Genomic DNA, 21,249 nt, shown 5'->3' on the forward strand with positions numbered 1-21,249 from the left:
AGGACAAGGGGCGGAACCTTTCGGCCCGCCCCTTTTCCCAGAAAAACCGGGGGTTTTTGCCATGCTGTGACCGTGGTGCCGGTCAGACCTCGACCGAGACCGCCCCGATCGGATGCGAGCAGCAGGCCAGGATATAGCCCTCCTCGATATCCTCGTCGGTGATGCCGCCGTTATGGACCATATGCACTTCGCCGGCGGTCTTGCGAATCTTGCAGGTGCCGCACAGGCCGAAGGTGCAGCCCGAAGGGATGTTCAGCCCATTGGCCTTGGCCACCGCCAGCACCGTGTCGGTCTCGTTGCATTTCGCCACCACGCCTGAACTTTCGAAGGTGATCTGGGCGGCGCTGTCCTCGTCCGGGACCACGTCGTCCAGCACCGGGGCCTCGGCCTCGGTGCGGATCGGGGCGCCGAAGCTTTCCTGGTGGTAATGGTCCATGTCGAAGCCCAGCGCGATCAGCATGTCGCGCACCGCCTGCATGAAGGGCTCGGGCCCGCAGCAGAACACCTCGCGCTCCAGGTAGTCCGGCGCCATCAGGCCCAGCATGATCTGGTTCAGCCGGCCGCGATAGCCGTGCCAGGTGCGGAACGGGTCGGAGTCCTCGACCGTGAAGCGCAATTGCAGCCCCGGCACCCGGTCGGCCATGCCTTCCAGCCGCTGGCGGAAGATGATCTCGCTAGGGCTGCGCGCGGCATGGACGAAGACGATGTCCGGCATCTCTCCCGAATCCCAGGCCCAGGTGGTCATCGACATTACCGGGGTGATGCCCGAACCGGCCGAGATGAACAGGTATTTCGGCGCCTCGTGCCGGACGAAGGAAAAAATCCCCGCCGGCCCGAAGGCCTTGAGCCGCATGCCCGGCCGCAGGTGGTCGATCATCCAGCGCCCGCCGACGCTGCCCGGCTGCGCCTTGACCGTGACCGAGATGGACAGCGGCCGCGACGGGCTGGAGCTGATCGTATAGGTGCGCTGCACGTTGCCGCCCGGAACCGGCAGGTCCAGGGTGACGAACTGGCCGGGCTGATAATCGAACCAGGCCCCCGAAGGCGCGCGGAAGGTAAAGGTGGCGGTGTCCGAGGTCTCGGGCACCACCATCACGCATTCCAGCGGCTCGTCGTCCTTCCACGGCTTGTCGCCGAATGCCTTGACCAGGACCGCCATTATTCCGCCGCCATGGCCGGACGCGGCGACAGGCGATCCAGCATCTGCCGCACATACCAGTCGACGAAATGGATCACGCCCTCTTCCTGGTGGGGCGAATAGGGGCCGGGCTCATAGGCCGGGGACAGGATGCCCTTCTGGTTCTCCTCGACCACGCGGCGGTCCTCGTCATTGGTGGCCAGCCAGACCTCGGTCAGCTTCTGCAGGTCGTAGTCGACACCCTCGACCGCATCCTTGTGGACCAGCCATTTCGAGGTCACCTCGGTCTCGGTGGGCGAGATCGGCAGCAGGCGGAAGACGATGGCATGGTCGGGCAGGAAGTGGTTCCAGCTGGACGGGAAGTGATAGAACATCAGGCTGCCGGCGTCGTTCCACGGGATCGTGCCCATGCGCCGGTTCACCGCCGCCTTGGTGGACATGGTGAAGCTTTCGGCATTGTTCAGCAGCGGCACGCGGGCGAAGCGCCATTGCATCCCCGGCTCGTTCACGAAGCGCGCGGGCAGGCCGGCCTGGTCGCAGCGGTTCCAATGCGCCAGGATCTCGGGCGAGGCGGCGTTGGGCCCCTCCATCACCGTCATCAGCGGGTTGTCGGAATAGGTCCGGCACAGCGAGGGATGGCTGCCGCCGCAATGGTAGCATTCGCGGTTGTTCTCGATCACCAGCTTCCAGTTGCCCTTCTCGACGATGGTCGAGGTGAAGGCGACCTTGGCGTTTGCGAGGTCGCTGGCGCCGACGTAATCACGCAGATAACCGCCCAGCGGCTCGAAATCCGGCGGGTTGTCGGCCAGGCAGATGAACACCATGCCGCCCTCGGTCCGGCAATGGACCGGCTTGAGGCTGTATTTCGAGGCATCGAAATCCGGCCCCATGTCGCGGGCGAACAGCAGTTTGCCGTCGAGGTCGTAGGTCCATTGGTGATAGGGACAGACCAGCTTGGGCGAGCTGCCGTTCTGCTTGGGGCACAGCCGCTGGCCGCGATGGCGGCAGACGTTGTGGAAGGCACGGATCTGGCCGTCGGCGCCGCGCACGATCACCACCGGATACTGCCCGATCTGCAAGGTGGCGTGGTTGCCGGTCTTGGGAATGTCGCAGGAAGGGATGGCGAACACCCATTCGCGATACCAGAGATTCTCCAGATCGGCCTGGTAGACGCCCTGGTCGCAATAGAGGTCGCGGCTGAGCGAGAAGTTCTTTCGCCGGTTGGCGAGCTGGTCCAGGATTTCGGCTGTGTTCAGCATGGCTTGATTCCGTCACAAGGGGCGTCCTTGGCAAAGCATTGCACCGCTTTGGCGGGTCGCAATTCGCCAAATGCGACGCCCGGATGACGCAAACGCACCTCGGGCGCTTTTGCGTAGCCCCGAGCCCCGCCTCCAGAGACAGGCAGGCCCCGAAAGGGGTCATTCGGAAGCAGCTGCCACGCCGCCAGCAAGCGCGGGTATAAGCCTGGGGATAAACGGCCGCGACTCGGGAGGTCGAATCTGTGGAGATCGCGCGGCCTTTTCCATGTCTACGGATCGCCGCTTGGGACAGAGCAGGAACGGAGCCGGCTTCTCCACATGTCCATAACCGGCTGCAAACCACCCACAAGCTGTGGAAAAGAAAAATTTTCACAAACTTATCCACAGGTGGTTTTTGCTTATCATGCTGTTTGTGATGGAATTTTTCGTTAACAAATCGTTAACGGTGTTTTTTTCCCCAAGCGCCGCGGTCTGGGGAAGGTCAAGGCGGAGCCAGGATTTCCAGTCATCCACAGGCCCAACAACATCATCATCCTTATCTTTATCTTCATTTCTTTTTGATAGAGAGAGGACGGCGGAGGTGTGCCATGAACGATTTCCTGCCCCTTGCTTACCCCTGGATCAAAGCGTTGCATGTCATGGCGGTGCTTTCCTGGATGGCGGGGCTGTTTTACCTGCCGCGGCTGTTCGTCTATCACGCGGAACGCGGCCATATCGGGCAAGAGCCAGCGCAATCCTTCCAGATCATGGAGGACAAGCTGCTGCGGCTGATCATGAATCCGGCGATGATCGTGACCTGGATCGCCGGCCTTGCGCTGGTGCTGACGCCGGGAATCGTGGACTGGACGATGATCTGGCCCTGGACCAAGGCAGCCGGCGTGCTGGGCATGACCTGGTTTCACATGTGGCTGGCCGGCCAGCGCAAGGCGCTGCTGCAGGGCCGGGGCCTGAGCGGGCGGCGCTATCGGATGATGAACGAGGTGCCGACGTTGCTGATGGTCCTGATCGTGCTGTCGGTGATCGTGAAATTCTAGAAGAATTGACTCGCGCGCGGATTATGCCTATGTGACGCGGCATCCGCCGTCCGGCGGATTTTTCCTGACACAGTTTCCTGCGCGGGCCGATCATGCGTCGGGCAGCGCGCGCCCATAGGCTAGATATGACCGAAGAACGTCTCAACCTGTCCGATCTCAAGGCCAAGAGCCCGGCCGATCTGCTGGCCATGGCCGAGGAATGGGAGATCGAGAACGCCTCGACCATGCGCAAGGGCGAGATGATGTTCTCGATCCTCAAGGAACATGCCGAGGAGGGCTTCGAGATCGGCGGCGACGGCGTGCTGGAGGTGGTCCAGGACGGTTTCGGTTTCCTGCGCTCGCCCGAGGCGAACTACCTGCCGGGTCCTGACGACATCTATGTCAGCCCCGACATGATCCGCCAGCACAGCCTGCGCACCGGCGACACGGTCGAGGGCGTGATCCGCGCGCCGGGCGAGAATGAGCGTTATTTCGCCCTGACCAAGGTCGAGAAGATCAATTTCGAGAATCCCGAAAAGGCCCGCCACAAGGTCGCCTTCGACAACCTGACGCCGCTTTACCCCAATGAGCGGCTGAAGATGGAGATCGAGGATCCGACCATCAAGGACCGTTCCGCCCGGATCATCGACCTGGTGGCGCCGATCGGCAAGGGCCAGCGTTCGCTGATCGTGGCGCCGCCACGCACCGGCAAGACCGTGCTGCTGCAAAACATCGCCCATTCGATCGAGAAGAACCATCCAGAGTGCTATCTGATCGTGCTGCTGATCGACGAGCGGCCGGAAGAGGTGACGGACATGCAGCGTTCGGTGAAGGGCGAGGTCATTTCCTCGACCTTCGACGAACCCGCCAGCCGCCATGTCGCCGTTTCGGAAATGGTGATCGAAAAGGCCAAGCGCCTGGTCGAGCATAAACGAGATGTTGTTATCCTTCTGGATTCTATCACAAGACTTGGTAGGGCCTTCAACACCGTGGTGCCCAGTTCGGGCAAGGTGCTGACCGGCGGCGTCGATGCGAATGCCTTGCAGCGTCCGAAGCGGTTCTTTGGCGCGGCGCGCAACATCGAGGAAGGCGGTTCGCTGACCATCATCGCCACGGCGCTGATCGATACCGGCTCGCGCATGGACGAGGTGATCTTCGAGGAATTCAAGGGCACCGGCAACAGCGAGATCGTTCTGGACCGCAAGGTGGCCGACAAGCGCGTGTTCCCGGCGATGGACATCCTCAAGTCCGGCACCCGCAAGGAAGAACTGCTGGTGGATGCCAAGGATCTGCAAAAGACCTATCTGCTGCGGCGCATCCTGAACCCGATGGGAACCACGGATGCGATCGAATTCCTGATCTCGAAGCTGAAGCAGACCAAGACCAACAGCGAATTCTTCGATTCGATGAACGCCTGACGGCGCGGAGGATGCGGTGGATACGATCTTTGCCGAGGCCACCCCGCCCGGCCGAGGGGGGGTTTCCGTCGTCCGCCTGAGCGGACCGAAGGCGCGTGCGGTCTTGGAATCCTTGGCCGGACCAGTGGCGACGCCGCGCATGGCGGCGCTGCGGGCGCTGCGGGACGGAGAGGATCTGATTGACCGCGCGTTGGTCATCTGGTTCGAGGAAGGCCACAGCTTTACGGGTGAGGAAGTGGCCGAAATGCATCTGCACGGTGCGCCGGTCATTGCCAACAGGCTGGCGCAGGCGCTTCTGGCCCGGGGATTGCGAAGGGCCGAGGCAGGAGAGTTCAGCAACCGGGCCTTTCTCAATGGCCGCATGGACCTGGCTGAAGCCGAAGGGTTGGCCGATCTGCTTTCCGCTGAGACGGAAGCACAGCGAAAGCTGGCAATGCGGGCAACAGAAGGGGAACTGGGTCGAAAGGCCGATGAACTGCGCGCCAAGTTGGTTCGTGCCGGGGCCCTGATCGAAGCCAGCATCGATTTCGCCGATGAGGAGGTGCCCGAGGAGGTTCCGGCAGAGGCGCTGGATTTGATCGAGGCGGTTCGTAGCGATATCCGGCTGATGCTGGCAGGCTATCCGGCGACCGAACGGTTGCGGCAAGGTTATGTCGTGGCGATAATCGGGCCGCCGAACGCCGGGAAATCGACGCTTCTGAATCGCATCGGCCAGCGCGACATCGCCCTGGTTTCCGAGATCGCGGGGACGACGCGGGATATTCTGGAACTTCATACCGATCTGCGCGGCTTGCCGGTGACCTTCCTGGATACGGCCGGGTTGCGCGAAAGCAGTGATCCCGTGGAGGCCATGGGGGTTGCGCGGGGGGTGCAGAAAGCGGCCGAGGCCGACTTGCGCATCCACCTTTCGGTTGATGGGCTTGCCGGCGAAGCCGCGAAGGAGGACGATATCATCGTTCGTGCCAAGGCAGATCTTGGGCGAGGCGCAGGAATATCGATCTCGGGCCTGACCGGGGAAGGGGTCGCGGAATTGCTGGATCTGGTCTATGATCGCCTGCGAGTCAGGGCGGCAGCGTCCGGGCTGGTGGGACACAAGAGGCAGGCGGAAGCCTTGCAGCGCGCCCTGGCAGCCCTTGAAGTCGAGTATAGCACCGCACCGGAGTTTCTTGCCGAAGCCTTGCGGCAAGCGGCACAAGCTTTGGCGATGATGGTTGGGCGGGTGGGGGCCGAGGATTATCTGGACGAGATCTTCAGTTCCTTCTGTATCGGAAAATAGGGTTTCACGTGAAACAATTCGACGTAATCGTGATTGGTGGAGGCCATGCCGGTTTGGAAGCCGCCATGGCTGCTGCGCGCATGGGCGCGGAAACCGCGCTGATAACGCTGAATCGCGATGATCTGGGTACGATGTCCTGCAATCCCGCGATTGGCGGGTTGGGAAAAGGCCACCTGGTGCGTGAAATCGATGCGCTTGACGGTGTCATGGGAAGACTGGCCGATGCCGCCGGCATCCAGTTCCGGCTGCTGAATCGCCGCAAGGGGCCTGCTGTGCAGGGACCGCGCGCACAAGCTGACCGCAAGATCTATCGAGCCGCTGCGGCGCGGGTCATGGCCGGGCAGGCCGGCTTGTCCCTGGTGCTTGGCGAAGCAGCCGAATTGCTGCATGAACAGGCCGAGTTGCGCGGTTTGCGGCTGGCCGATGGCACAGAATTGCAGGCCCGGCAGATCATCCTGACCACGGGAACCTTTCTTAACGGGTTGATTCACATAGGCGATGTGACCCGTCCCGCCGGCCGTTGGGGCGGGCCGGCATCGGTGCAGCTTGCTGCATCGCTTCGCCCGCTCAACCTACCGCTGGGTCGACTGAAAACGGGCACTCCCCCGCGCATTCTTCGCAGCAGCATCGACTGGGAAAGCCTGGATCAGCAACCGGGCGACGATGAGCCGACAATGTTCTCCTATCTGTCCTCGGGCCCGAAGATACGGCAGATCAGCTGCGCGATTACCCATACGAATCCAGAAACCCACGGGATCATCCGCGACAACCTGGCCCGTTCGGCGATGTATGGCGGCCGCATTGATGGGGTGGGGCCTCGCTACTGCCCATCGATCGAAGACAAGATCGTCCGCTTTGCCCAGAAGGATTCGCACCAGATTTTCCTGGAGCCAGAAGGTTTGGACAGTGATCTGGTCTATCCCAATGGCATTTCGACATCCTTGCCCGAAGATGTCCAGCTGGCCTATGTCCGGTCGATCCGCGGCCTGGAAGCGGCTGAAATCGTGCAGCCCGGCTATGCGGTGGAATATGACTATGTCGATCCGCGGGCGCTGACGCCGACGCTGGAAACCAAGGCCCTGTCGGGGCTGTTCCTTGCCGGACAAATCAACGGCACGACCGGCTATGAGGAGGCCGCAGCGCAAGGCTTGGTGGCGGGCCTCAATGCCGCGCTGAAAGCGCAAGGCCGAGAGATGCTGCATTTCTCCCGTTCTCAAAGCTACATCGGAGTGATGATCGACGATCTTACCACCCGAGGCGTCAGTGAACCTTACCGGATGTTTACTTCCCGCGCAGAATTTCGCCTTTCTCTGCGGGCGGATAATGCAGACCAGCGCCTGACCCCGCTGGGGATTGAGATCGGCTGCGTGGGGCAAGCGCGCCAGCAGGCGTTCTCCGAAAAGATGCGGCGCTATTCCGCGGCGCGGATTCGGGCCGAATCCGTAAGCCTTACCCCTACGGAACTTTCCCGAGCCGGGATCGAGGTGCGGCAAGATGGTGTTAGGCGCAGCCTGTTCGCGCTGCTTGCTCAGCAGGAAATACCGCAAGATCAAGTTCTTGCACTGGACGACGAGCTTTCTTCGTACGACCCGGCCACTATTGCGCAACTGGCAGCGGATGCGCTCTATCATCAATACATGGACCGCCAGGGCAAAGATGCCGAACTGTTGCGCAAGGAAGAGTCCGTGGTCATTCCGGCCGAGTTCGACTATGATGCGCTTTCGGGCCTGTCAAATGAACTCAAATCCAAGCTGAACAGATATCGGCCCGGAACCCTCGCCGCGGCCGCGGGGATCGAGGGCATGACTCCCGCGGCCTTGACGCTGATTCTCGCCGTGATCCGCATTGGTGCCCGGAAAACCGCGTGATGGGTGTTTCACGTGAAACAGAGCGTCTTGCTGCCTATGTGGGGTTGCTGCGGAAATGGAACCCGGCGATCAACCTGATCGCACCGTCCACGGTAGAGCAGATCGAGACCCGGCATATCGCGGACAGCTTGCAATTGGCCGAGATTGCTGAAAATTCTCCGGGAAATTGGGTCGATCTGGGCAGCGGTGGCGGATTTCCCGGTGTCGTGATGGCGATCATGCGGCCTGAGCTGCAATTGACCATGGTGGAAAGCGACCAACGCAAGGCTGCCTTCTTGCGCAATGTGCTGCGTGAGCTGGCGCTGCCGCATGCGCGAGTGCTGTGCAAGCGCATCGAGGCCGTGGATAGGCTTGATGCTGCCAATATCAGCGCAAGGGCCCTTGCCCCGCTTCCTCAGCTCATGGCATATGTGGACCGGCACCTGAGCGCATCTGGAACGGCATGGCTCATGAAGGGCCGAAACTGGCAGGACGAGGTCGCTCAGGCGCGAACCGATTGGAAATTCGAACTAAAGCCCCATCAAAGCACGACTGACCCTGACGCGGCCATTCTGGAAATTACGGAAGTTCGCCATGCATGAGACACGCATCATTGCCGTTGCAAACCAGAAGGGCGGCGTGGGAAAGACCACCACGGCGATCAATCTTGGCGCTGCCCTGGCCGAGCAAGGCCAGCGGGTCGCGATCATAGATCTTGATCCGCAAGGCAACGCTTCGACAGGACTTGGGGTGGCGCTGGAGGATCGGGTTCTGACCTCTTACGATCTGCTGACCGGCGAGCAGGCGTTATCCGAGACCCTGCGCGACACGGCGATCGCCAACCTTCGTCTTGTCCCATCCAATCGGGATCTGGCCTCGGCAGATTTCGAACTGTCCAATCGTTCCGGCCGGACCCAGCTCCTGCGGCGAAAGCTGACGGTTCCTGCGGAGCTGGACTATATCCTGATCGATTGCCCGCCGGCGCTTGGCCTTCTGACCGTCAATGCCATGGTAGCTTCGGACAGCGTCCTGGTGCCGCTGCAAGCCGAATTCTATGCGCTGGAGGGGCTTTCGCAACTGCTGATGACCGTGCGCGAGGTTCGCCAGACCGCCAATCCCGACCTGCGGATCGAGGGCGTGTTGCTGACCATGGCGGATAATCGCAACAACCTGTCGCAGCAGGTCGAGGCAGATGCGCGCAACACCCTTTCCGGGCTGGTCTATCGCACGGTGATTCCGCGCAATGTCCGGCTGTCCGAGGCGCCGTCCCATGCCATGCCGGTGCTGCAATACGATCCGAACTCCAAGGGAAGCCACGCCTATCGCGAATTGGCTGCCGAGTTCCTGTCCCGTCAATTCGCGACCGCCTGAGGAGGAATTATGGCAGAGAACAAGCTTGAAAAGCGCGGTCTGGGTCGTGGCCTTTCGGCCCTGATGGCCGATGTCGACCTGATTCCATCCGAACGTCCGGCCCCGCGGCAGATCCTTCCGGTCGAGCAGCTGACCCCCAACCCCGACCAGCCGCGCCGCAGCTTCGCCCCCGAGGCCTTGCAGGAACTGGCCGATTCGCTGAGGACGCGCGGCATGTTGCAGCCGCTGATCGTCCGCCCGCACCCGTCGGATCGCGGCCTTTACCAGATCGTTGCCGGTGAACGGCGCTGGCGCGCTGCGCAGATTGCCCAGCTTCACGAGGTGCCGGTCATCGTCCGCGACCTCGACGATACCGAGGTGCTGGAGGTCGCCATCGTCGAGAATATCCAGCGCGCCGACCTGAATGCCATCGAGGAGGCGGCATCCTATCGCCAGCTTATGGACCGTTTCGGCCATACCCAGGAAAAGCTGGCGGAGGCGCTGAACAAGAGCCGCAGCCATATCGCCAACCTGTTGCGCTTGCTGAACCTGCCGGAACAGGTCCAGGCTTGGCTCAAGGAAGGCAAGCTGACCGCCGGACATGCCCGCGCCCTGATCACCGCGGCCAATCCGGTCGAACTGGCGCGGAAGGTGATCGAAAAGAACCTCTCGGTGCGCGAGACCGAGGATCTGGTGCGCCGCCAGGCCGAAGGCGCCCGGACGCAAAAGCCCCGCAATCCCAGGTACGAAAAGGATGCCGACACCCGTGCGCTCGAAGGCGATTTGACCGCACATCTGAAAATGAAGGTGGCGATCAACCATGCCGGGGTCGATGGCGGCCAGGTCGTCATCACCTATCGCGACCTGGATCAGCTTGATCGGCTGTGCCAGATTCTTGCCGGCAACTGACCACAATATCTGGTATATCACAGCGTCAGCACGCCTAGACTTGCTATACTTGGCCAGAAAAAACCCCGGAGTCTCCTCCGGGGTTCGGCGCTTTCCGACGACGTAATCGGCTCAGCTTGCGGGGGTGGAGCTGACGCCCACCTTGGCTGGGCGCAACAGCCGGTCATGCAGCATGAAGCCGTTATCCATGACCTGGATGATGTTTCCCGCCATGGTGCCGGGAACCGGCGCTTCGAACATGGCCTCGTGCTGCTGGGGATCGAATTTCTCGCCCAGGGTCGGGGTGATGACCTTGATGCCGTGCTTGGCAAAGACGTTGTTCAGTTCGCGCAGGGTCAGCTCGACACCCTCGATCAGGGCCGCCGCCGCGGTGCGCTGCTCGTCGCCCGCGGCATCCAGCGCGCGGGTCAGGGCGTCATGCACCGGCAGCAGGTCGCGCGCCAGGCGCGAGCCGCCGTATTGCTCGGCATCTCGGCGATCCTTCTCGGCCCGCTTGCGGGCATTCTCGGCATCGGCCAGTGCCCGCATGAAGCGGTCGCGGTATTCATCCCGCTCGGCGATCAGCGCCTCGACATCGGGCGAGGGGGTCTCATCGGCCGGCGGGTCGATGATCTCCTCATCCAGCGGGCTGCCGTTCGGGTTTTCCTTCGTCATGTCCTCATCATCCTTTCCGGCCCGAAATCAACCGGCCGACAAGCTGCGCAGTATAGTCCACGATCGGCACGATGCGGCCATAGTTCAGCCGCGTCGGACCGATGACGCCGACCGCGCCAACAATCTTTCGGTCGGCATTCATATAGGGCGAAACGACGAGAGAGGAACCGGAAAGTGAAAAAAGCTTGTTCTCGGAGCCGATGAAAATGCGCACGCCCTCGCCCTGCTCGGCCAGTTCCAGGAATTCGGCGATGTCGCGCTTGCGCTCCAGGTCGTCGAACAGGCTGCGGATTCGGTCCAGATCGGCCAGTTCATGCGCCAGAAGATTGGCGCGGCCGCGCACGATCAGCCGCGGATCGCTGCTTTCCCCCTCCCACAGCGCCAGGCCCGAGGACACCAGCGCCGCGGCGATGCTGTCCAGCTTTTGCCGGCTCGCCTCGATTTCCTGCGCGACGCTGCGCCGCAATTCCGCCAGGGTGCGACCTTCCGCCACGGCATTCAGGAAATTCGCTGCCTCGCGCATCGAACTGGCGGTATGGCCGGGCGGGGGGGTAAAGACCCGGTTCTCGACCCGGCCGTCGGCAAAGACCAGCACCACCAGCGCCCGGTCGGGGGCCAGGCTGACGAATTCGATGTGCCGGACCGGTGCCTCCTGCTTGGGCATCAGCACCAGCGAGGCGCCCTGGGTCAGCGCCGACAGCGCGGTGCTGATCCGGTCCAGCATGACGCCGGTATTGCCGCTGTCGTCGCCCAGCGTCTCGTCGATCATCTCCCGGTCGCTGTCGGCGACCGGGCCGGCCTCCATCAGCCCGTCCACGAACAGCCGCAGCCCCAGCTGCGTGGGCATGCGTCCGGCCGAGATATGCGGGTGGTCCAGCAGCCCCAGCAGTTCCAGATCCTGCATCACGTTGCGGATCGTCGCGGCGCTGACCTTTTCGGACATTTCGCGGGTCAAGGTGCGCGAGCCGACCGGCTCGCCGGTGGCAAGATAGGCTTCGACCACGCGGCGAAAGACTTCGCGCGAGCGGTCGTTGAGATCGGAAAGCAGCGCGGTTTCTGGCATCGGCATTCTGTCAGGACGTTCTCGGGTTGCGGTCGGGGGCCTCCGACCTGTATCTGAACGGCAAAACCCCCGAAAGGAATGAAAGATGCGCCCCTCTGGCCGGAATTTAAGTGATATGCGTCCGATTTCAATCGAAACGGGCATCATGCGCCATGCCGAGGGTTCCTGCCTGATCTCTTGCGGCGACACCCGCGTGCTCTGCTCGGCCACGATCGAGGAGAAGGCGCCGCCCTTTCTCAAGGGTTCGGGCCAGGGCTGGGTGACGGCGGAATACGGCATGCTGCCGCGGGCCACGAACAGCCGCAACCGGCGCGAGGCGGCAGCCGGCAAGCAATCCGGCCGCACGCAGGAGATCCAGCGCCTGATCGGCCGCGCCCTGCGCGCCGGGGTGGACCGCCGCGCGCTGGGGGAACGGCAGATCGTCATCGATTGCGACGTGATCCAGGCCGATGGCGGCACCCGCTGCGCTGCGATCACCGGCGGCTGGGTGGCGTTGCGGATGGCGGTGAACAGGCTCCTGAAGGCCGGCATCGTCACCGCCGACCCGATCATGGACCATGTCGCCGCGGTGTCATGCGGCATCTATGCCGGGCAGGCGATCCTGGACCTGGACTATGCCGAGGACAGCGAGGCCGGCACCGACGGCAATTTCATCATGACCGGGGCCGGGCGGCTGATCGAGGTGCAGATGTCGGCCGAGGGCGCCACCTTCTCGCGCCCCGAGATGAACCAGTTGCTCGACCTGGCCGAATCCGGCATCGCCGAGCTGGTCCGTGCCCAGAACGAGGCTGTCGCATGCGCAAGCTGACCGAGAAGAAGCTGCTGGTCGCGACCCACAACAGGGGCAAGCTGGACGAGATCCGCGCCATGATGGCCCCGCATGGCATCGAGGTGACCTCGGCCGGCGAGATGGGCCTGCCCGAACCGGCCGAGACCGAGTCGAGCTTCATCGGCAATGCCCGTATCAAGGCCCGCGCCGCCATGCAGGCGACCGGCCTGCCGGTGCTGGCCGATGACAGCGGCATCACCGTCGACGGGCTGGACGGCGCGCCCGGCGTCTATACCGCCGACTGGGCCGAGACCCCGCAGGGCCGCGATTTCATGCAGGCCATGACCCGCACCTGGCGCGAGCTGGACGAGCGTGGCGTGGCCGAGCCGCGCAGCGCGCAGTTCCGCGCCACGCTGATCCTGCTCTGGCCCGACGGGCACGAGGAGATCTTCGAGGGCGTCGCGCCCGGCCGGCTGGTCTGGCCGCCGCGCGGCCAGCAGGGCCACGGTTACGACCCGATCTTCGTGCCCGACGGCCATGACCTGACCTATGCCGAGATGCCGCCCGAGCAGAAGAATGCCATCAGCCACCGCGCCCGCGCCTTCCGCAAGCTGGAGGCGCTCTTTGCATAGGATCTCGACCGGATCGCCCTTCGAATCGGCGCTCGGCTACAGCCGGGCGGTCGTGAAGGGGCCGTGGTGCTTCGTCTCGGGCACCACCGGTTACGATTACGCGGCCATGGCCATGCCCGACAGCGCCGCCGAACAGGCGCAGAACGCCTTTGCTACCATCTTCGCAACCCTGGCCGAGGCCGGTTTCGCACCTGCCGATATCGTGCGCGTGCAATACACCATCGCCGACCCGGCGGTCCTCGACGAGATCACGCCGGTCCTGGGCGAGGCGATGAAGGATGCGTTACCCGCCGCGACCATGGTTGTCGCCGGGCTCATCAGGCCCGAAATGAAGGTCGAGATCGAAGTGACCGCCTTTCGGGAGTGACCCAGCCCATGCCAGCCCTCGCCGCCAGCGCCGCGCCCGCCCAGGATCTTGCCGAGGATTGGCGGGCGGGCGGCTTCGGGCTTTACGTCCACTGGCCCTTTTGCGCCGCGAAATGCCCCTATTGCGATTTCAACAGCCATGTCGCTTCCGCGATCGACCAGGGCCGCTGGATGGCCGCCTATCGTGCCGAGATCGCCCGGCTGGGGCAGGAGATGCCCGGCCGGGTGCTGAACAGCATCTTCTTCGGCGGCGGCACCCCCAGCCTGATGGCGCCCGAAACCGTGGCCGGGGTGATCGAGGCCGCGCGCGCCGCCTGGCCTTTTGCCAATGACATCGAGATCACGCTGGAAGCCAACCCGACCAGCGTCGAGACCGGCCGCTTCCGCGCCTATGCCGATGCCGGCGTCAACCGCGTCTCGATGGGGGTGCAGGCGCTGAACGACGACGACCTGCGCCGGCTGGGACGGATGCATTCGGCGGCCGAGGCCCGTGCCGCCTTCGATATCGCCCGCGATTGTTTCACGCGGGTCAGCTTCGACCTGATCTATGCCCGCCAGGACCAGGACCGCGCGCATTGGCGGCGCGAGCTGACCCAGGCGCTCGGCATGGCCGTCGATCACCTTTCGGCCTATCAGCTGACCATCGAGCCCGGCACCGCCTTCGGCGCCCGCCATGCCAAAGGCGGGCTCACGGGCCTGCCCGACGACGATCTGTCCGCCGACATGTATCTGGACACGCAGGAAATCTGCGCGGCGGCCGGGATGCCGGCCTATGAGATCTCGAACCATGCCCGGCCGGGCGCGGAAAGCCGGCACAACCTGATCTATTGGCGGCAGGGCGACTGGGCCGCGGTGGGGCCGGGCGCGCATGGCCGCCTGACGCTGCCCTCGGGCCGCTGGGCGACCGAGGCGCACCGGGCGCCGGGCGCATGGCTGGAGGCGGTCGAGGCGCGCGGCAACGGCGACAGCCAGCGCGACCTGTTGGGCCTGTCCGACCGGGCGCTGGAATATCTGCTGATGGCCATGCGGCTGGTCGAGGGGCTGGAGATTCCCCGCTATCTTGCCCATGGCGCCGAATTGCCGCAGGGCCGGCTGATGAATCTGGCCGAACTGGGACTTATCTCGCTGCGGGGCGACCGTCTGGCGGCGACGGCGGCGGGTCGGCCGGTGCTGAATGCGATCCTGCGTGAACTGGCGGAGTAAGATGCGATACCTGTGGCTCTCGATGGGCTGGCTGACCCTGACGCTGGGAACGATCGGGATCTTCCTGCCGGTCCTGCCCACGGTGCCCTTCCTGCTGCTTTCGGTCTGGGCCTTTGCGCGTTCCTCGCCGCGGCTGGGTGCCCGGATCATGCGCCATCCCCGCTTCGGCCCGCCGATCCGCGCCTGGCGCAAGCGCGGCGTCATCGGGCGCAACGCCAAGATCTGGGCGGTGGCCGGCATGACGGCCGGCATCGCCTGGGCGATCTGGCTGGGGCTGGACATGCGCTTCATCGCCCTTCAGGTTCTGGCCTGCACCGCCATCGCCGCCTGGCTGGTATCCCGGCCGGAAGCCTGAGCCGGCAGGGATTACAACCTTTTGCCCACTTGTCCCGGCCCCGCCATGGCGCGAACCTCGGCGCATGGCTCTGAGGGGAGGAACGGCAACATGGCGGACACATCGGGGGTGAAGATCCACCCCGCAGTCGATAACGGCATCAAGCCCGCGCAGCCCGGATTTGCGGGCGGCACGCTGCATTGCAAGTGCAGCACCAACCCGGTCCGCGTCGCGGTCCGGGCGCAGACCGCGCATAACCATGTCTGCGGCTGCACCAAATGCTGGAAACCCGAGGGCGCGATCTTCTCGCAGGTGGCCGTGGTCGGCCGCGATGCGCTCGAGGTGCTGGAGGGCGCCGAGAAGCTGGAGATCGTCAATCCCGACGCGCCGATCCAGCGCCATCGCTGCAGGGAATGCGGCGTGCATATGTACGGCCGGATCGAGAATCGGGACCATCCCTTTTACGGTCTGGATTTCGTCCATACCGAGCTTTCGGACGAGGACGGCTGGTCGGCGCCGGAATTTGCCGCCTTCGTCAGCTCGATCATCGAATCGGGGGTCGATCCCGGCCGTATGGAGGCGATCCGCGCCCGGCTGCGCGAATTGGGGCTGGAGCCCTATGACGCGCTGTCGCCGCCGCTGATGGATGCGATCGCCACCCATATCGCCAAGCGGTCCGGCGCGCTTGCGGCCTAAGCACCGGATCGGTCGCGACAATTGCGGGGGTCGGTTTACCGGCCCCCGAAACCATGAGAAAACGCAGGCCAAGGGCCGTCACCGAAGGAGAAGAAGTCATGAGAACCCGTGCCGCCGTCGCGCTGGAAGCCGGCAAGCCGCTGGAGGTCATGGAGGTCAACCTGGAAGGCCCCAAGGCCGGCGAGGTGATGGTCGAGATCAAGGCCACCGGCATCTGCCACACCGACGAATTCACGCTCTCGGGCGCCGACCCGGAAGGCATCTTCCCCTCGATCCTGGGCCATGAGGGCGCGGGCGTGGTGGTCGAGGTCGGGCCGGGCGTCACCTCGGTCAAGCCGGGCGACCATGTCATCCCGCTCTACACGCCCGAATGCCGGCAATGCGCGTCCTGCCTGTCGGGCAAGACCAACCTTTGCACCGCGATCCGCGCCACCCAGGGCCAGGGCCTGATGCCGGACGGCACCACCCGGTTCAGCATGCTCGACGGCACGCCGATCCATCACTACATGGGCTGCTCGACCTTCTCGAACTACACCGTGCTGCCGGAAATCGCGGTGGCCAAGGTGCGCGAGGACGCGCCCTTCGACAAGATCTGCTATATCGGCTGCGGCGTCACCACCGGCATCGGCGCGGTGATCAACACCGCCAAGGTGGAAATCGGCGCCAAGGCGGTGGTCTTCGGCCTGGGCGGCATCGGGCTCAATGTGCTGCAGGGCCTGCGCCTGGCCGGCGCGGACATGATCATCGGCGTCGACCTGAACGACGACAAGAAGCCGATGGCCGAGCATTTCGGCATGACGCATTTCATCAACCCGAAGAATTGCGAGAACGTGGTCCAGGAGATCGTGAACCTGACCAAGACCCCCTTCGACCAGATCGGCGGCGCCGATTACAGCTTCGACTGCACCGGCAACGTCAAGGTGATGCGCGACGCGCTGGAATGCACCCATCGGGGCTGGGGCCAGTCGATCATCATCGGCGTCGCGCCCGCGGGGGCGGAAATCAGCACCCGGCCGTTCCAGCTGGTCACCGGCCGGGTCTGGAAGGGCACGGCCTTTGGTGGCGCCCGCGGCCGCACCGACGTGCCGCAGATCGTCGACTGGTACATGAACGGCAAGATCGAGATCGACCCGATGATCACCCACACCCTGACGCTGGACGAGATCAACAAGGGCTTCGACCTGATGCATGCGGGCAAGTCCATCCGCTCGGTCGTGCTTTACTGATCGTCAAGGGCTGCTTAGTTAAAAGGACGGCGGGGGCGGGCGACCGGCCCCGCCGTCAACATGAAAGGACCGATCATGGCAAAGCATTTCCACCTGGACGACGATGACGACGACGAAGACGAGCGCCGCCAGGAGGGCCAGAAGGACGAGGGTCTCGGCCTGCCCGAGGGCGACAGGATCGGCAAGCTCTATTTCAAGTCGCGCACGGTGATCGTCGCCGGGCCGATCACCGACAAGCTGGCGCAGCGCACCGTGGCGCATCTGCTGGCCCTGGCCGAGGACAGCGAGGAACCGATCAACATGCTGATCTCCTCGCCCGGCGGCCATGTCGAATCCGGCGACATGATCCATGACGTGATCAAGTTCATCCGTCCGACCGTGCGCACCATCGGCTCGGGCTGGGTGGCCTCGGCCGGGGCGCTGATCTTCGTCGGCGCGGACAAGGAAAACCGCTATTGCCTGCCCAATACCCGGTTCCTGATCCACCAGCCCTCGGGCGGGATCGGCGGCACCTCCACGGACATGATGATCCAGGCCGAGCAGGTGCGGCTGATGCGCGACCGGCTGAACCAGATCTTTGCCGAGGCGACCGGCCAGACCGTCGAGCGGATCGAAAAGGACACCCAGCGCGACTTCTGGCTGAACACGCAAGAGGCGCTGGATTACGGCCTTCTGGGCAGGGTCATCCGCACCGTGGACGAGCTGAAATGACGGGCCTGCAATGATGGCGGGCGGGGCTGACATCCTGATCCGTCCCGCCACGCCTTCCGACCACGAGGCGATCTGGACGATCCTTGAACCGGTCTATCGCGCGGGCGAGACCTATTGCATCCCGCCCGACATCTCGCGCGAGGAGGCGCTGGCCGACTGGTTCGCCGCGCCCTTCACCGCTTTCGTGGCCGAGCGGGACGGCCGGGTGCTGGGCACCAGCCATGTCGGCCGCAACCGGCCCGGCCCGGCCGGCCATGTCGCCAATGCCAGCTTTGCCACCCACCCGGATGCGCGGGGCCGCGGCATCGCCGGGCGGCTGGTCGCCCATGCCAAGGACTGGGCGCGGGCGCAGGGCTTCCGGGCGATGCAGTTCAACTTCGTCGTCTCGACCAATGCCGATGCCGTTCATTCGTGGCAGAAAGCCGGTTTCGATATTGTCGGCCGCCTGCCGGGTGCGTTTCTTCATCCCCGGCATGGCTATGTGGACGCGCTGGTCATGTTTCACGACCTGACAGAAGGGAAAACCCATGACGCTGGCCTATGAGACCGTATCGGAAAACCGCAGCTTCGACGGCATCCAGGGCGTCTATCGCCACCAGTCGCAGGCGACCGGCACGCCGATGACCTTTGCCCTCTATCTGCCGCCCGACGCCCGGCACGGCAAGGTGCCGGTGCTGTGGTATCTGTCCGGCCTGACCTGCACGCATGAGAACGCCATGACCAAGGCCGGCGCGCAGCAATGGGCGGCGGAATACGGCATCGCGGTGATCTTTCCCGACACGTCGCCGCGCGGCGAGGGCGTGGCCGATGATCAGGCCTATGACCTGGGCCAGGGCGCCGGCTTCTATGTCGATGCGACCCAGGCGCCCTGGGCGCCGCATTTCCGCATGTGGCACTATATCACCCATGAACTGCCCGAACTGGTCTTCGGCAATTTTCCCCTGGAGCGCGAGGCGCAGGGCATCACCGGTCATTCCATGGGCGGCCATGGCGCGCTGACCATCGCCATGACCCTGCCCGAACGCTACAGATCCGTCTCGGCCTTTTCGCCGATCGCGCATCCCAGCGAATCCGACTGGGGGCGCAAGCAGTTCGCCGCCTATCTGGGCGAGGATCGCGATGCCTGGGAACGCCACGATTCGACCCTGCTGATGCGGCAGCGCGGCTATCCCGGCGAGGTGCTGGTCGATCAGGGCGCCAGCGATCAGTTCCTGGACCTGCTCAAGCCCGAGGCACTGGCCCATGCCATGGCCGAGCGCCGCCAGCCCGGCAGCTTCCGCATGCAACAGGGTTATGATCACAGCTATTTCTTCGTGCAGACCTTCATGGAGGACCATATCCGCTGGCATGCCGAGCGGCTGGCCTAGGCGGCCGGGACCGCCCGCCGGCCTGGGGCGGGGCGATTGCCCCATACCTATTGCCGAATTTCCCTAATACTTTGGTCCAAGGAGCCTGCCGGCCGCGTTGACGCAAATGCGGCCGGACCCGAACCTTCCAGCAGTAGGTGCTTGCGCATGAGGAGAAGCGCGACCACCGGCATGCGGAGGAAAATTCATGAAAACCCTGATGAACGGCGCCTGCCTTGCGCTGCTCATGTCCGGCACGTCGGTGCTGGCCAATGACAGCGTGCTGGCCGAGATCGCCAAGCCCCAGCAATGGGCGATCCAGATGGGCGATTACGCGAACACGCGCTATTCGACCCTGGATCAGATCAACAAGGACAACGTCAAGGATCTGCGCGTTGCCTGGACCTTCTCGACCGGGGTGCTGCGCGGGCACGAAGGTTCGCCGCTGGTGATCGGCGACGTGATGTATGTCCACACCCCCTTCCCGAACAAGGTCTTTGCGCTGGACCTGAACGACGGCGGCAAGATCCTGTGGCGCTATGAGCCGCAGCAGGATCCGAACGTCATCGCGGTGATGTGCTGCGACACGGTCTATCGCGGCCTGTCCTATGCCGACGGCATGATCCTGCTGGGACAGGCCGATACCACGGTGGTCGCGCTGGATGCCAATACCGGCGAGCCGAAATGGTCGACCAAGATCGGCGATCCCGCCATCGGCGAGACGCTGACCGCGACCGTCGTGCCGGTCAAGGACAAGGTTCTGGTCGGCATATCGGGCGGCGAATACGGCGTGCGCGGCCGGATGACCGCGCTGAACCTGGCCGACGGCTCCGAGGCGTGGAAAGCCTGGTCCACCGGCCCCGACGAGGAACTGCTGGTCGATCCCGAGAACACCACGCATCTGGGCAAGCCCATCGGCGCCGACAGCTCGCTGAGCAGCTGGGAGGGCGATCAGTGGCAGATCGGCGGCGGCACGATCTGGGGCTGGTTCTCGTATGACCCGGATCTGAATCTGGTCTATTACGGCACCGGCAACCCCTCGACCTGGAACCCCTCGCAGCGGCCGGGCGACAACAAGTGGTCTATGACCATCATGGCGCGGGATGCCGATACCGGCATGGCCAAGTGGTTCTACCAGATGACGCCCCACGACGAATGGGACTATGACGGCGTCAACGAGATGATCCTGACCAACCAGACCATCGACGGCCAGGAACGCAAGCTGCTGACGCATTTCGACCGCAACGGCCTGGCCTATACGCTGGACCGCGAGACCGGAGAGCTGCTGGTGGCCGAGAAATACGACCCGGTGGTGAACTGGACCACCGGCGTGGACATGGACCCCAATTCGGAAACCTATGGCCGCCCGGCCGTGGTGCCCGAATATTCGACCGCCCAGAACGGCGAGGACGTGAACACCACCGGCGTCTGCCCGGCGGCGCTGGGCACCAAGGACCAGCAGCCGGCGGCCTTCTCGCCCAAGACCAACCTGTTCTATGTGCCGACCAACCATGTCTGCATGGATTACGAGCCCTTCCGGGTGGCCTATACCGCCGGCCAGCCCTATGTCGGCGCCACGCTGTCCATGTATCCCGCGCCGAACAGCCATGGCGGCATGGGCAATTTCATCGCCTGGGACAACACCACGGGCGAGATCAAGTGGTCCATCCCCGAACAGTTCTCGGTCTGGTCGGGCGCGCTGGCGACGGCGGGCGACGTGGTCTTCTACGGCACGCTGGAAGGCTATCTGAAGGCCGTCGACGCCCAGACGGGCGAAGAGCTTTACAAGTTCAAGACCCCCTCGGGGATCATCGGCAACGTTATGACCTACGAACATGGCGGCAAGCAGTATATCGGCGTGCTGTCGGGCGTCGGCGGCTGGGCCGGCATCGGCCTTGCCGCGGGGCTGACCAATCCCAACGACGGGCTTGGTGCGGTGGGCGGCTATGCCGCGCTGTCGCAATATACCGAGCTGGGCGGCCAGCTGACCGTGTTCGAACTGCCGGGCTAATACTTTGGTGCCGGAAAGCAAACTGTGA

22 protein-coding genes are annotated in these 21,249 nt (G+C 64.1%); 18 read left to right on the forward strand and 4 right to left on the reverse strand.

The window, feature by feature from the left end; all coding sequences use genetic code 11:
- Window positions 1-82: 82 nt before the first annotated feature.
- Window positions 83-1,159, reverse strand: a complete 1,077-nt coding sequence (locus ACDP63_RS06775; protein WP_024842819.1) for a hybrid-cluster NAD(P)-dependent oxidoreductase — start codon at window positions 1,157-1,159, stop codon at window positions 83-85.
- Window positions 1,159-2,397 (reverse strand): aromatic ring-hydroxylating oxygenase subunit alpha, encoded by a 1,239-nt coding sequence (locus ACDP63_RS06780; RefSeq protein ID WP_024842820.1) that lies wholly within the window; start codon window positions 2,395-2,397, stop codon window positions 1,159-1,161. Before ACDP63_RS06780 ends, ACDP63_RS06775 begins: the two co-directional genes overlap by 1 nt.
- Window positions 2,398-2,984: 587 nt before the next feature.
- Between ACDP63_RS06780 and ACDP63_RS06785 the strand changes: the two genes are divergently transcribed.
- From ACDP63_RS06785 to ACDP63_RS06815, 7 genes are all read left to right on the forward strand, one after another.
- Window positions 2,985-3,431, forward strand: coding sequence for a CopD family protein (locus ACDP63_RS06785; RefSeq protein WP_024842821.1), 447 nt, complete (start codon window positions 2,985-2,987; stop codon window positions 3,429-3,431).
- Between the two features lie 125 nt (window positions 3,432-3,556).
- A complete protein-coding gene (gene rho / locus ACDP63_RS06790; RefSeq protein WP_024842822.1) occupies window positions 3,557-4,828 on the forward strand; it encodes a transcription termination factor Rho in 1,272 nt (423 codons plus the stop codon).
- A 16-nt stretch (window positions 4,829-4,844) separates the two neighbouring features.
- Window positions 4,845-6,104, forward strand: coding sequence for a tRNA uridine-5-carboxymethylaminomethyl(34) synthesis GTPase MnmE (mnmE, locus tag ACDP63_RS06795; RefSeq protein ID WP_024842823.1), 1,260 nt, complete (start codon window positions 4,845-4,847; stop codon window positions 6,102-6,104).
- Window positions 6,105-6,112: 8 nt separating this feature from the next.
- Complete coding sequence (gene mnmG, locus ACDP63_RS06800) at window positions 6,113-7,972, forward strand: tRNA uridine-5-carboxymethylaminomethyl(34) synthesis enzyme MnmG (RefSeq protein WP_024842824.1); 1,860 nt, start codon at window positions 6,113-6,115, stop codon at window positions 7,970-7,972.
- Window positions 7,972-8,553 carry a 16S rRNA (guanine(527)-N(7))-methyltransferase RsmG gene (gene rsmG, locus ACDP63_RS06805; RefSeq protein ID WP_024842825.1) on the forward strand — a complete coding sequence of 194 codons (582 nt, stop codon included), beginning with the start codon at window positions 7,972-7,974 and terminating at the stop codon, window positions 8,551-8,553. The genes mnmG and rsmG overlap by 1 nt, the downstream gene beginning before the upstream one ends.
- The gene (locus ACDP63_RS06810; protein WP_024842826.1) at window positions 8,546-9,322 is read left to right on the forward strand and encodes a ParA family protein; all 777 of its coding nucleotides are present in this window, start codon (window positions 8,546-8,548) and stop codon (window positions 9,320-9,322) included. Before rsmG ends, ACDP63_RS06810 begins: the two co-directional genes overlap by 8 nt.
- A gap of 9 nt (window positions 9,323-9,331) precedes the next feature.
- Window positions 9,332-10,210 carry a ParB/RepB/Spo0J family partition protein gene (locus tag ACDP63_RS06815; protein ID WP_024842827.1) on the forward strand — a complete coding sequence of 293 codons (879 nt, stop codon included), beginning with the start codon at window positions 9,332-9,334 and terminating at the stop codon, window positions 10,208-10,210.
- Between the two features lie 111 nt (window positions 10,211-10,321).
- Here ACDP63_RS06815 and ACDP63_RS06820 read toward each other — a convergent pair whose 3' ends face one another.
- Complete coding sequence (locus ACDP63_RS06820) at window positions 10,322-10,864, reverse strand: nucleotide exchange factor GrpE (RefSeq protein WP_024842828.1); 543 nt, start codon at window positions 10,862-10,864, stop codon at window positions 10,322-10,324.
- Window positions 10,865-10,871: 7 nt separating this feature from the next.
- Window positions 10,872-11,927 (reverse strand): heat-inducible transcriptional repressor HrcA, encoded by a 1,056-nt coding sequence (gene hrcA / locus ACDP63_RS06825; RefSeq protein ID WP_024842829.1) that lies wholly within the window; start codon window positions 11,925-11,927, stop codon window positions 10,872-10,874.
- A gap of 85 nt (window positions 11,928-12,012) precedes the next feature.
- Here hrcA and rph point away from each other — a divergent pair, with 85 nt between their 5' ends.
- The 11 genes from rph (at window position 12,013) to ACDP63_RS06880 (ending at window position 21,221) form a co-directional block, all read left to right on the forward strand.
- Window positions 12,013-12,735 carry a ribonuclease PH gene (rph, locus tag ACDP63_RS06830; protein WP_024842830.1) on the forward strand — a complete coding sequence of 241 codons (723 nt, stop codon included), beginning with the start codon at window positions 12,013-12,015 and terminating at the stop codon, window positions 12,733-12,735.
- Window positions 12,723-13,328, forward strand: a complete 606-nt coding sequence (gene rdgB / locus ACDP63_RS06835; RefSeq protein ID WP_028709794.1) for an RdgB/HAM1 family non-canonical purine NTP pyrophosphatase — start codon at window positions 12,723-12,725, stop codon at window positions 13,326-13,328. Before rph ends, rdgB begins: the two co-directional genes overlap by 13 nt.
- The gene (locus tag ACDP63_RS06840) at window positions 13,321-13,695 is read left to right on the forward strand and encodes a RidA family protein (protein ID WP_024842832.1); all 375 of its coding nucleotides are present in this window, start codon (window positions 13,321-13,323) and stop codon (window positions 13,693-13,695) included. Before rdgB ends, ACDP63_RS06840 begins: the two co-directional genes overlap by 8 nt.
- A gap of 8 nt (window positions 13,696-13,703) precedes the next feature.
- Window positions 13,704-14,897, forward strand: coding sequence for a radical SAM family heme chaperone HemW (gene hemW, locus ACDP63_RS06845; protein WP_024842833.1), 1,194 nt, complete (start codon window positions 13,704-13,706; stop codon window positions 14,895-14,897).
- Window position 14,898: 1 nt separating this feature from the next.
- Window positions 14,899-15,252, forward strand: a complete 354-nt coding sequence (locus tag ACDP63_RS06850) for a YbaN family protein (RefSeq protein WP_024842834.1) — start codon at window positions 14,899-14,901, stop codon at window positions 15,250-15,252.
- A 90-nt stretch (window positions 15,253-15,342) separates the two neighbouring features.
- Entirely contained in the window at window positions 15,343-15,927 is a 585-nt protein-coding gene (gene gfa, locus ACDP63_RS06855) for an S-(hydroxymethyl)glutathione synthase (RefSeq protein ID WP_036747088.1), read from the forward strand.
- Window positions 15,928-16,025: 98 nt separating this feature from the next.
- Window positions 16,026-17,153: an S-(hydroxymethyl)glutathione dehydrogenase/class III alcohol dehydrogenase gene (locus ACDP63_RS06860; RefSeq protein ID WP_024842836.1), complete on the forward strand. Its 1,128-nt coding sequence runs from the start codon at window positions 16,026-16,028 to the stop codon at window positions 17,151-17,153.
- Between the two features lie 75 nt (window positions 17,154-17,228).
- Window positions 17,229-17,864 carry an ATP-dependent Clp protease proteolytic subunit gene (locus ACDP63_RS06865; protein WP_024842837.1) on the forward strand — a complete coding sequence of 212 codons (636 nt, stop codon included), beginning with the start codon at window positions 17,229-17,231 and terminating at the stop codon, window positions 17,862-17,864.
- 10 nt (window positions 17,865-17,874) lie between these two features.
- Window positions 17,875-18,408 (forward strand): GNAT family N-acetyltransferase, encoded by a 534-nt coding sequence (locus tag ACDP63_RS06870; RefSeq protein WP_028709796.1) that lies wholly within the window; start codon window positions 17,875-17,877, stop codon window positions 18,406-18,408.
- Window positions 18,392-19,231 carry an S-formylglutathione hydrolase gene (fghA, locus tag ACDP63_RS06875; protein WP_024842839.1) on the forward strand — a complete coding sequence of 280 codons (840 nt, stop codon included), beginning with the start codon at window positions 18,392-18,394 and terminating at the stop codon, window positions 19,229-19,231. The genes ACDP63_RS06870 and fghA overlap by 17 nt, the downstream gene beginning before the upstream one ends.
- Window positions 19,232-19,418: 187 nt before the next feature.
- Entirely contained in the window at window positions 19,419-21,221 is a 1,803-nt protein-coding gene (locus ACDP63_RS06880; RefSeq protein WP_024842840.1) for a methanol/ethanol family PQQ-dependent dehydrogenase, read from the forward strand.
- Window positions 21,222-21,249 lie beyond the last annotated feature (28 nt).

The organism is Paracoccus sp. P2, assembly GCF_046335115.1.
GTDB lineage: Bacteria > Pseudomonadota > Alphaproteobacteria > Rhodobacterales > Rhodobacteraceae > Paracoccus > Paracoccus pantotrophus.

Bases quoted from the DNA above. Each gene is read 5' to 3' on its own strand.
- rho (WP_024842822.1), top strand. From the start codon at position 3,557: ATGACCGAAGAACGTCTCAACCTGTCCGATCTCAAGGCCAAGAGCCCG.
- gfa (WP_036747088.1), top strand. From the start codon at position 15,343: ATGGCGGACACATCGGGGGTGAAGATCCACCCCGCAGTCGATAACGGC.
- fghA (WP_024842839.1), top strand. From the start codon at position 18,392: ATGACGCTGGCCTATGAGACCGTATCGGAAAACCGCAGCTTCGACGGC.
- ACDP63_RS06785 (WP_024842821.1), top strand. From the start codon at position 2,985: ATGAACGATTTCCTGCCCCTTGCTTACCCCTGGATCAAAGCGTTGCAT.
- hrcA (WP_024842829.1), bottom strand. From the start codon at position 11,927: ATGCCAGAAACCGCGCTGCTTTCCGATCTCAACGACCGCTCGCGCGAA.
- hemW (WP_024842833.1), top strand. From the start codon at position 13,704: ATGCCAGCCCTCGCCGCCAGCGCCGCGCCCGCCCAGGATCTTGCCGAG.
- ACDP63_RS06860 (WP_024842836.1), top strand. From the start codon at position 16,026: ATGAGAACCCGTGCCGCCGTCGCGCTGGAAGCCGGCAAGCCGCTGGAG.
- ACDP63_RS06810 (WP_024842826.1), top strand. From the start codon at position 8,546: ATGCATGAGACACGCATCATTGCCGTTGCAAACCAGAAGGGCGGCGTG.
- ACDP63_RS06865 (WP_024842837.1), top strand. From the start codon at position 17,229: ATGGCAAAGCATTTCCACCTGGACGACGATGACGACGACGAAGACGAG.
- ACDP63_RS06775 (WP_024842819.1), bottom strand. From the start codon at position 1,159: ATGGCGGTCCTGGTCAAGGCATTCGGCGACAAGCCGTGGAAGGACGAC.
- ACDP63_RS06820 (WP_024842828.1), bottom strand. From the start codon at position 10,864: ATGACGAAGGAAAACCCGAACGGCAGCCCGCTGGATGAGGAGATCATC.
- rsmG (WP_024842825.1), top strand. From the start codon at position 7,972: ATGGGTGTTTCACGTGAAACAGAGCGTCTTGCTGCCTATGTGGGGTTG.
- ACDP63_RS06780 (WP_024842820.1), bottom strand. From the start codon at position 2,397: ATGCTGAACACAGCCGAAATCCTGGACCAGCTCGCCAACCGGCGAAAG.
- rph (WP_024842830.1), top strand. From the start codon at position 12,013: ATGCGCCCCTCTGGCCGGAATTTAAGTGATATGCGTCCGATTTCAATC.
- ACDP63_RS06850 (WP_024842834.1), top strand. From the start codon at position 14,899: ATGCGATACCTGTGGCTCTCGATGGGCTGGCTGACCCTGACGCTGGGA.
- ACDP63_RS06880 (WP_024842840.1), top strand. From the start codon at position 19,419: ATGAAAACCCTGATGAACGGCGCCTGCCTTGCGCTGCTCATGTCCGGC.
- ACDP63_RS06870 (WP_028709796.1), top strand. From the start codon at position 17,875: ATGATGGCGGGCGGGGCTGACATCCTGATCCGTCCCGCCACGCCTTCC.
- rdgB (WP_028709794.1), top strand. From the start codon at position 12,723: ATGCGCAAGCTGACCGAGAAGAAGCTGCTGGTCGCGACCCACAACAGG.
- ACDP63_RS06815 (WP_024842827.1), top strand. From the start codon at position 9,332: ATGGCAGAGAACAAGCTTGAAAAGCGCGGTCTGGGTCGTGGCCTTTCG.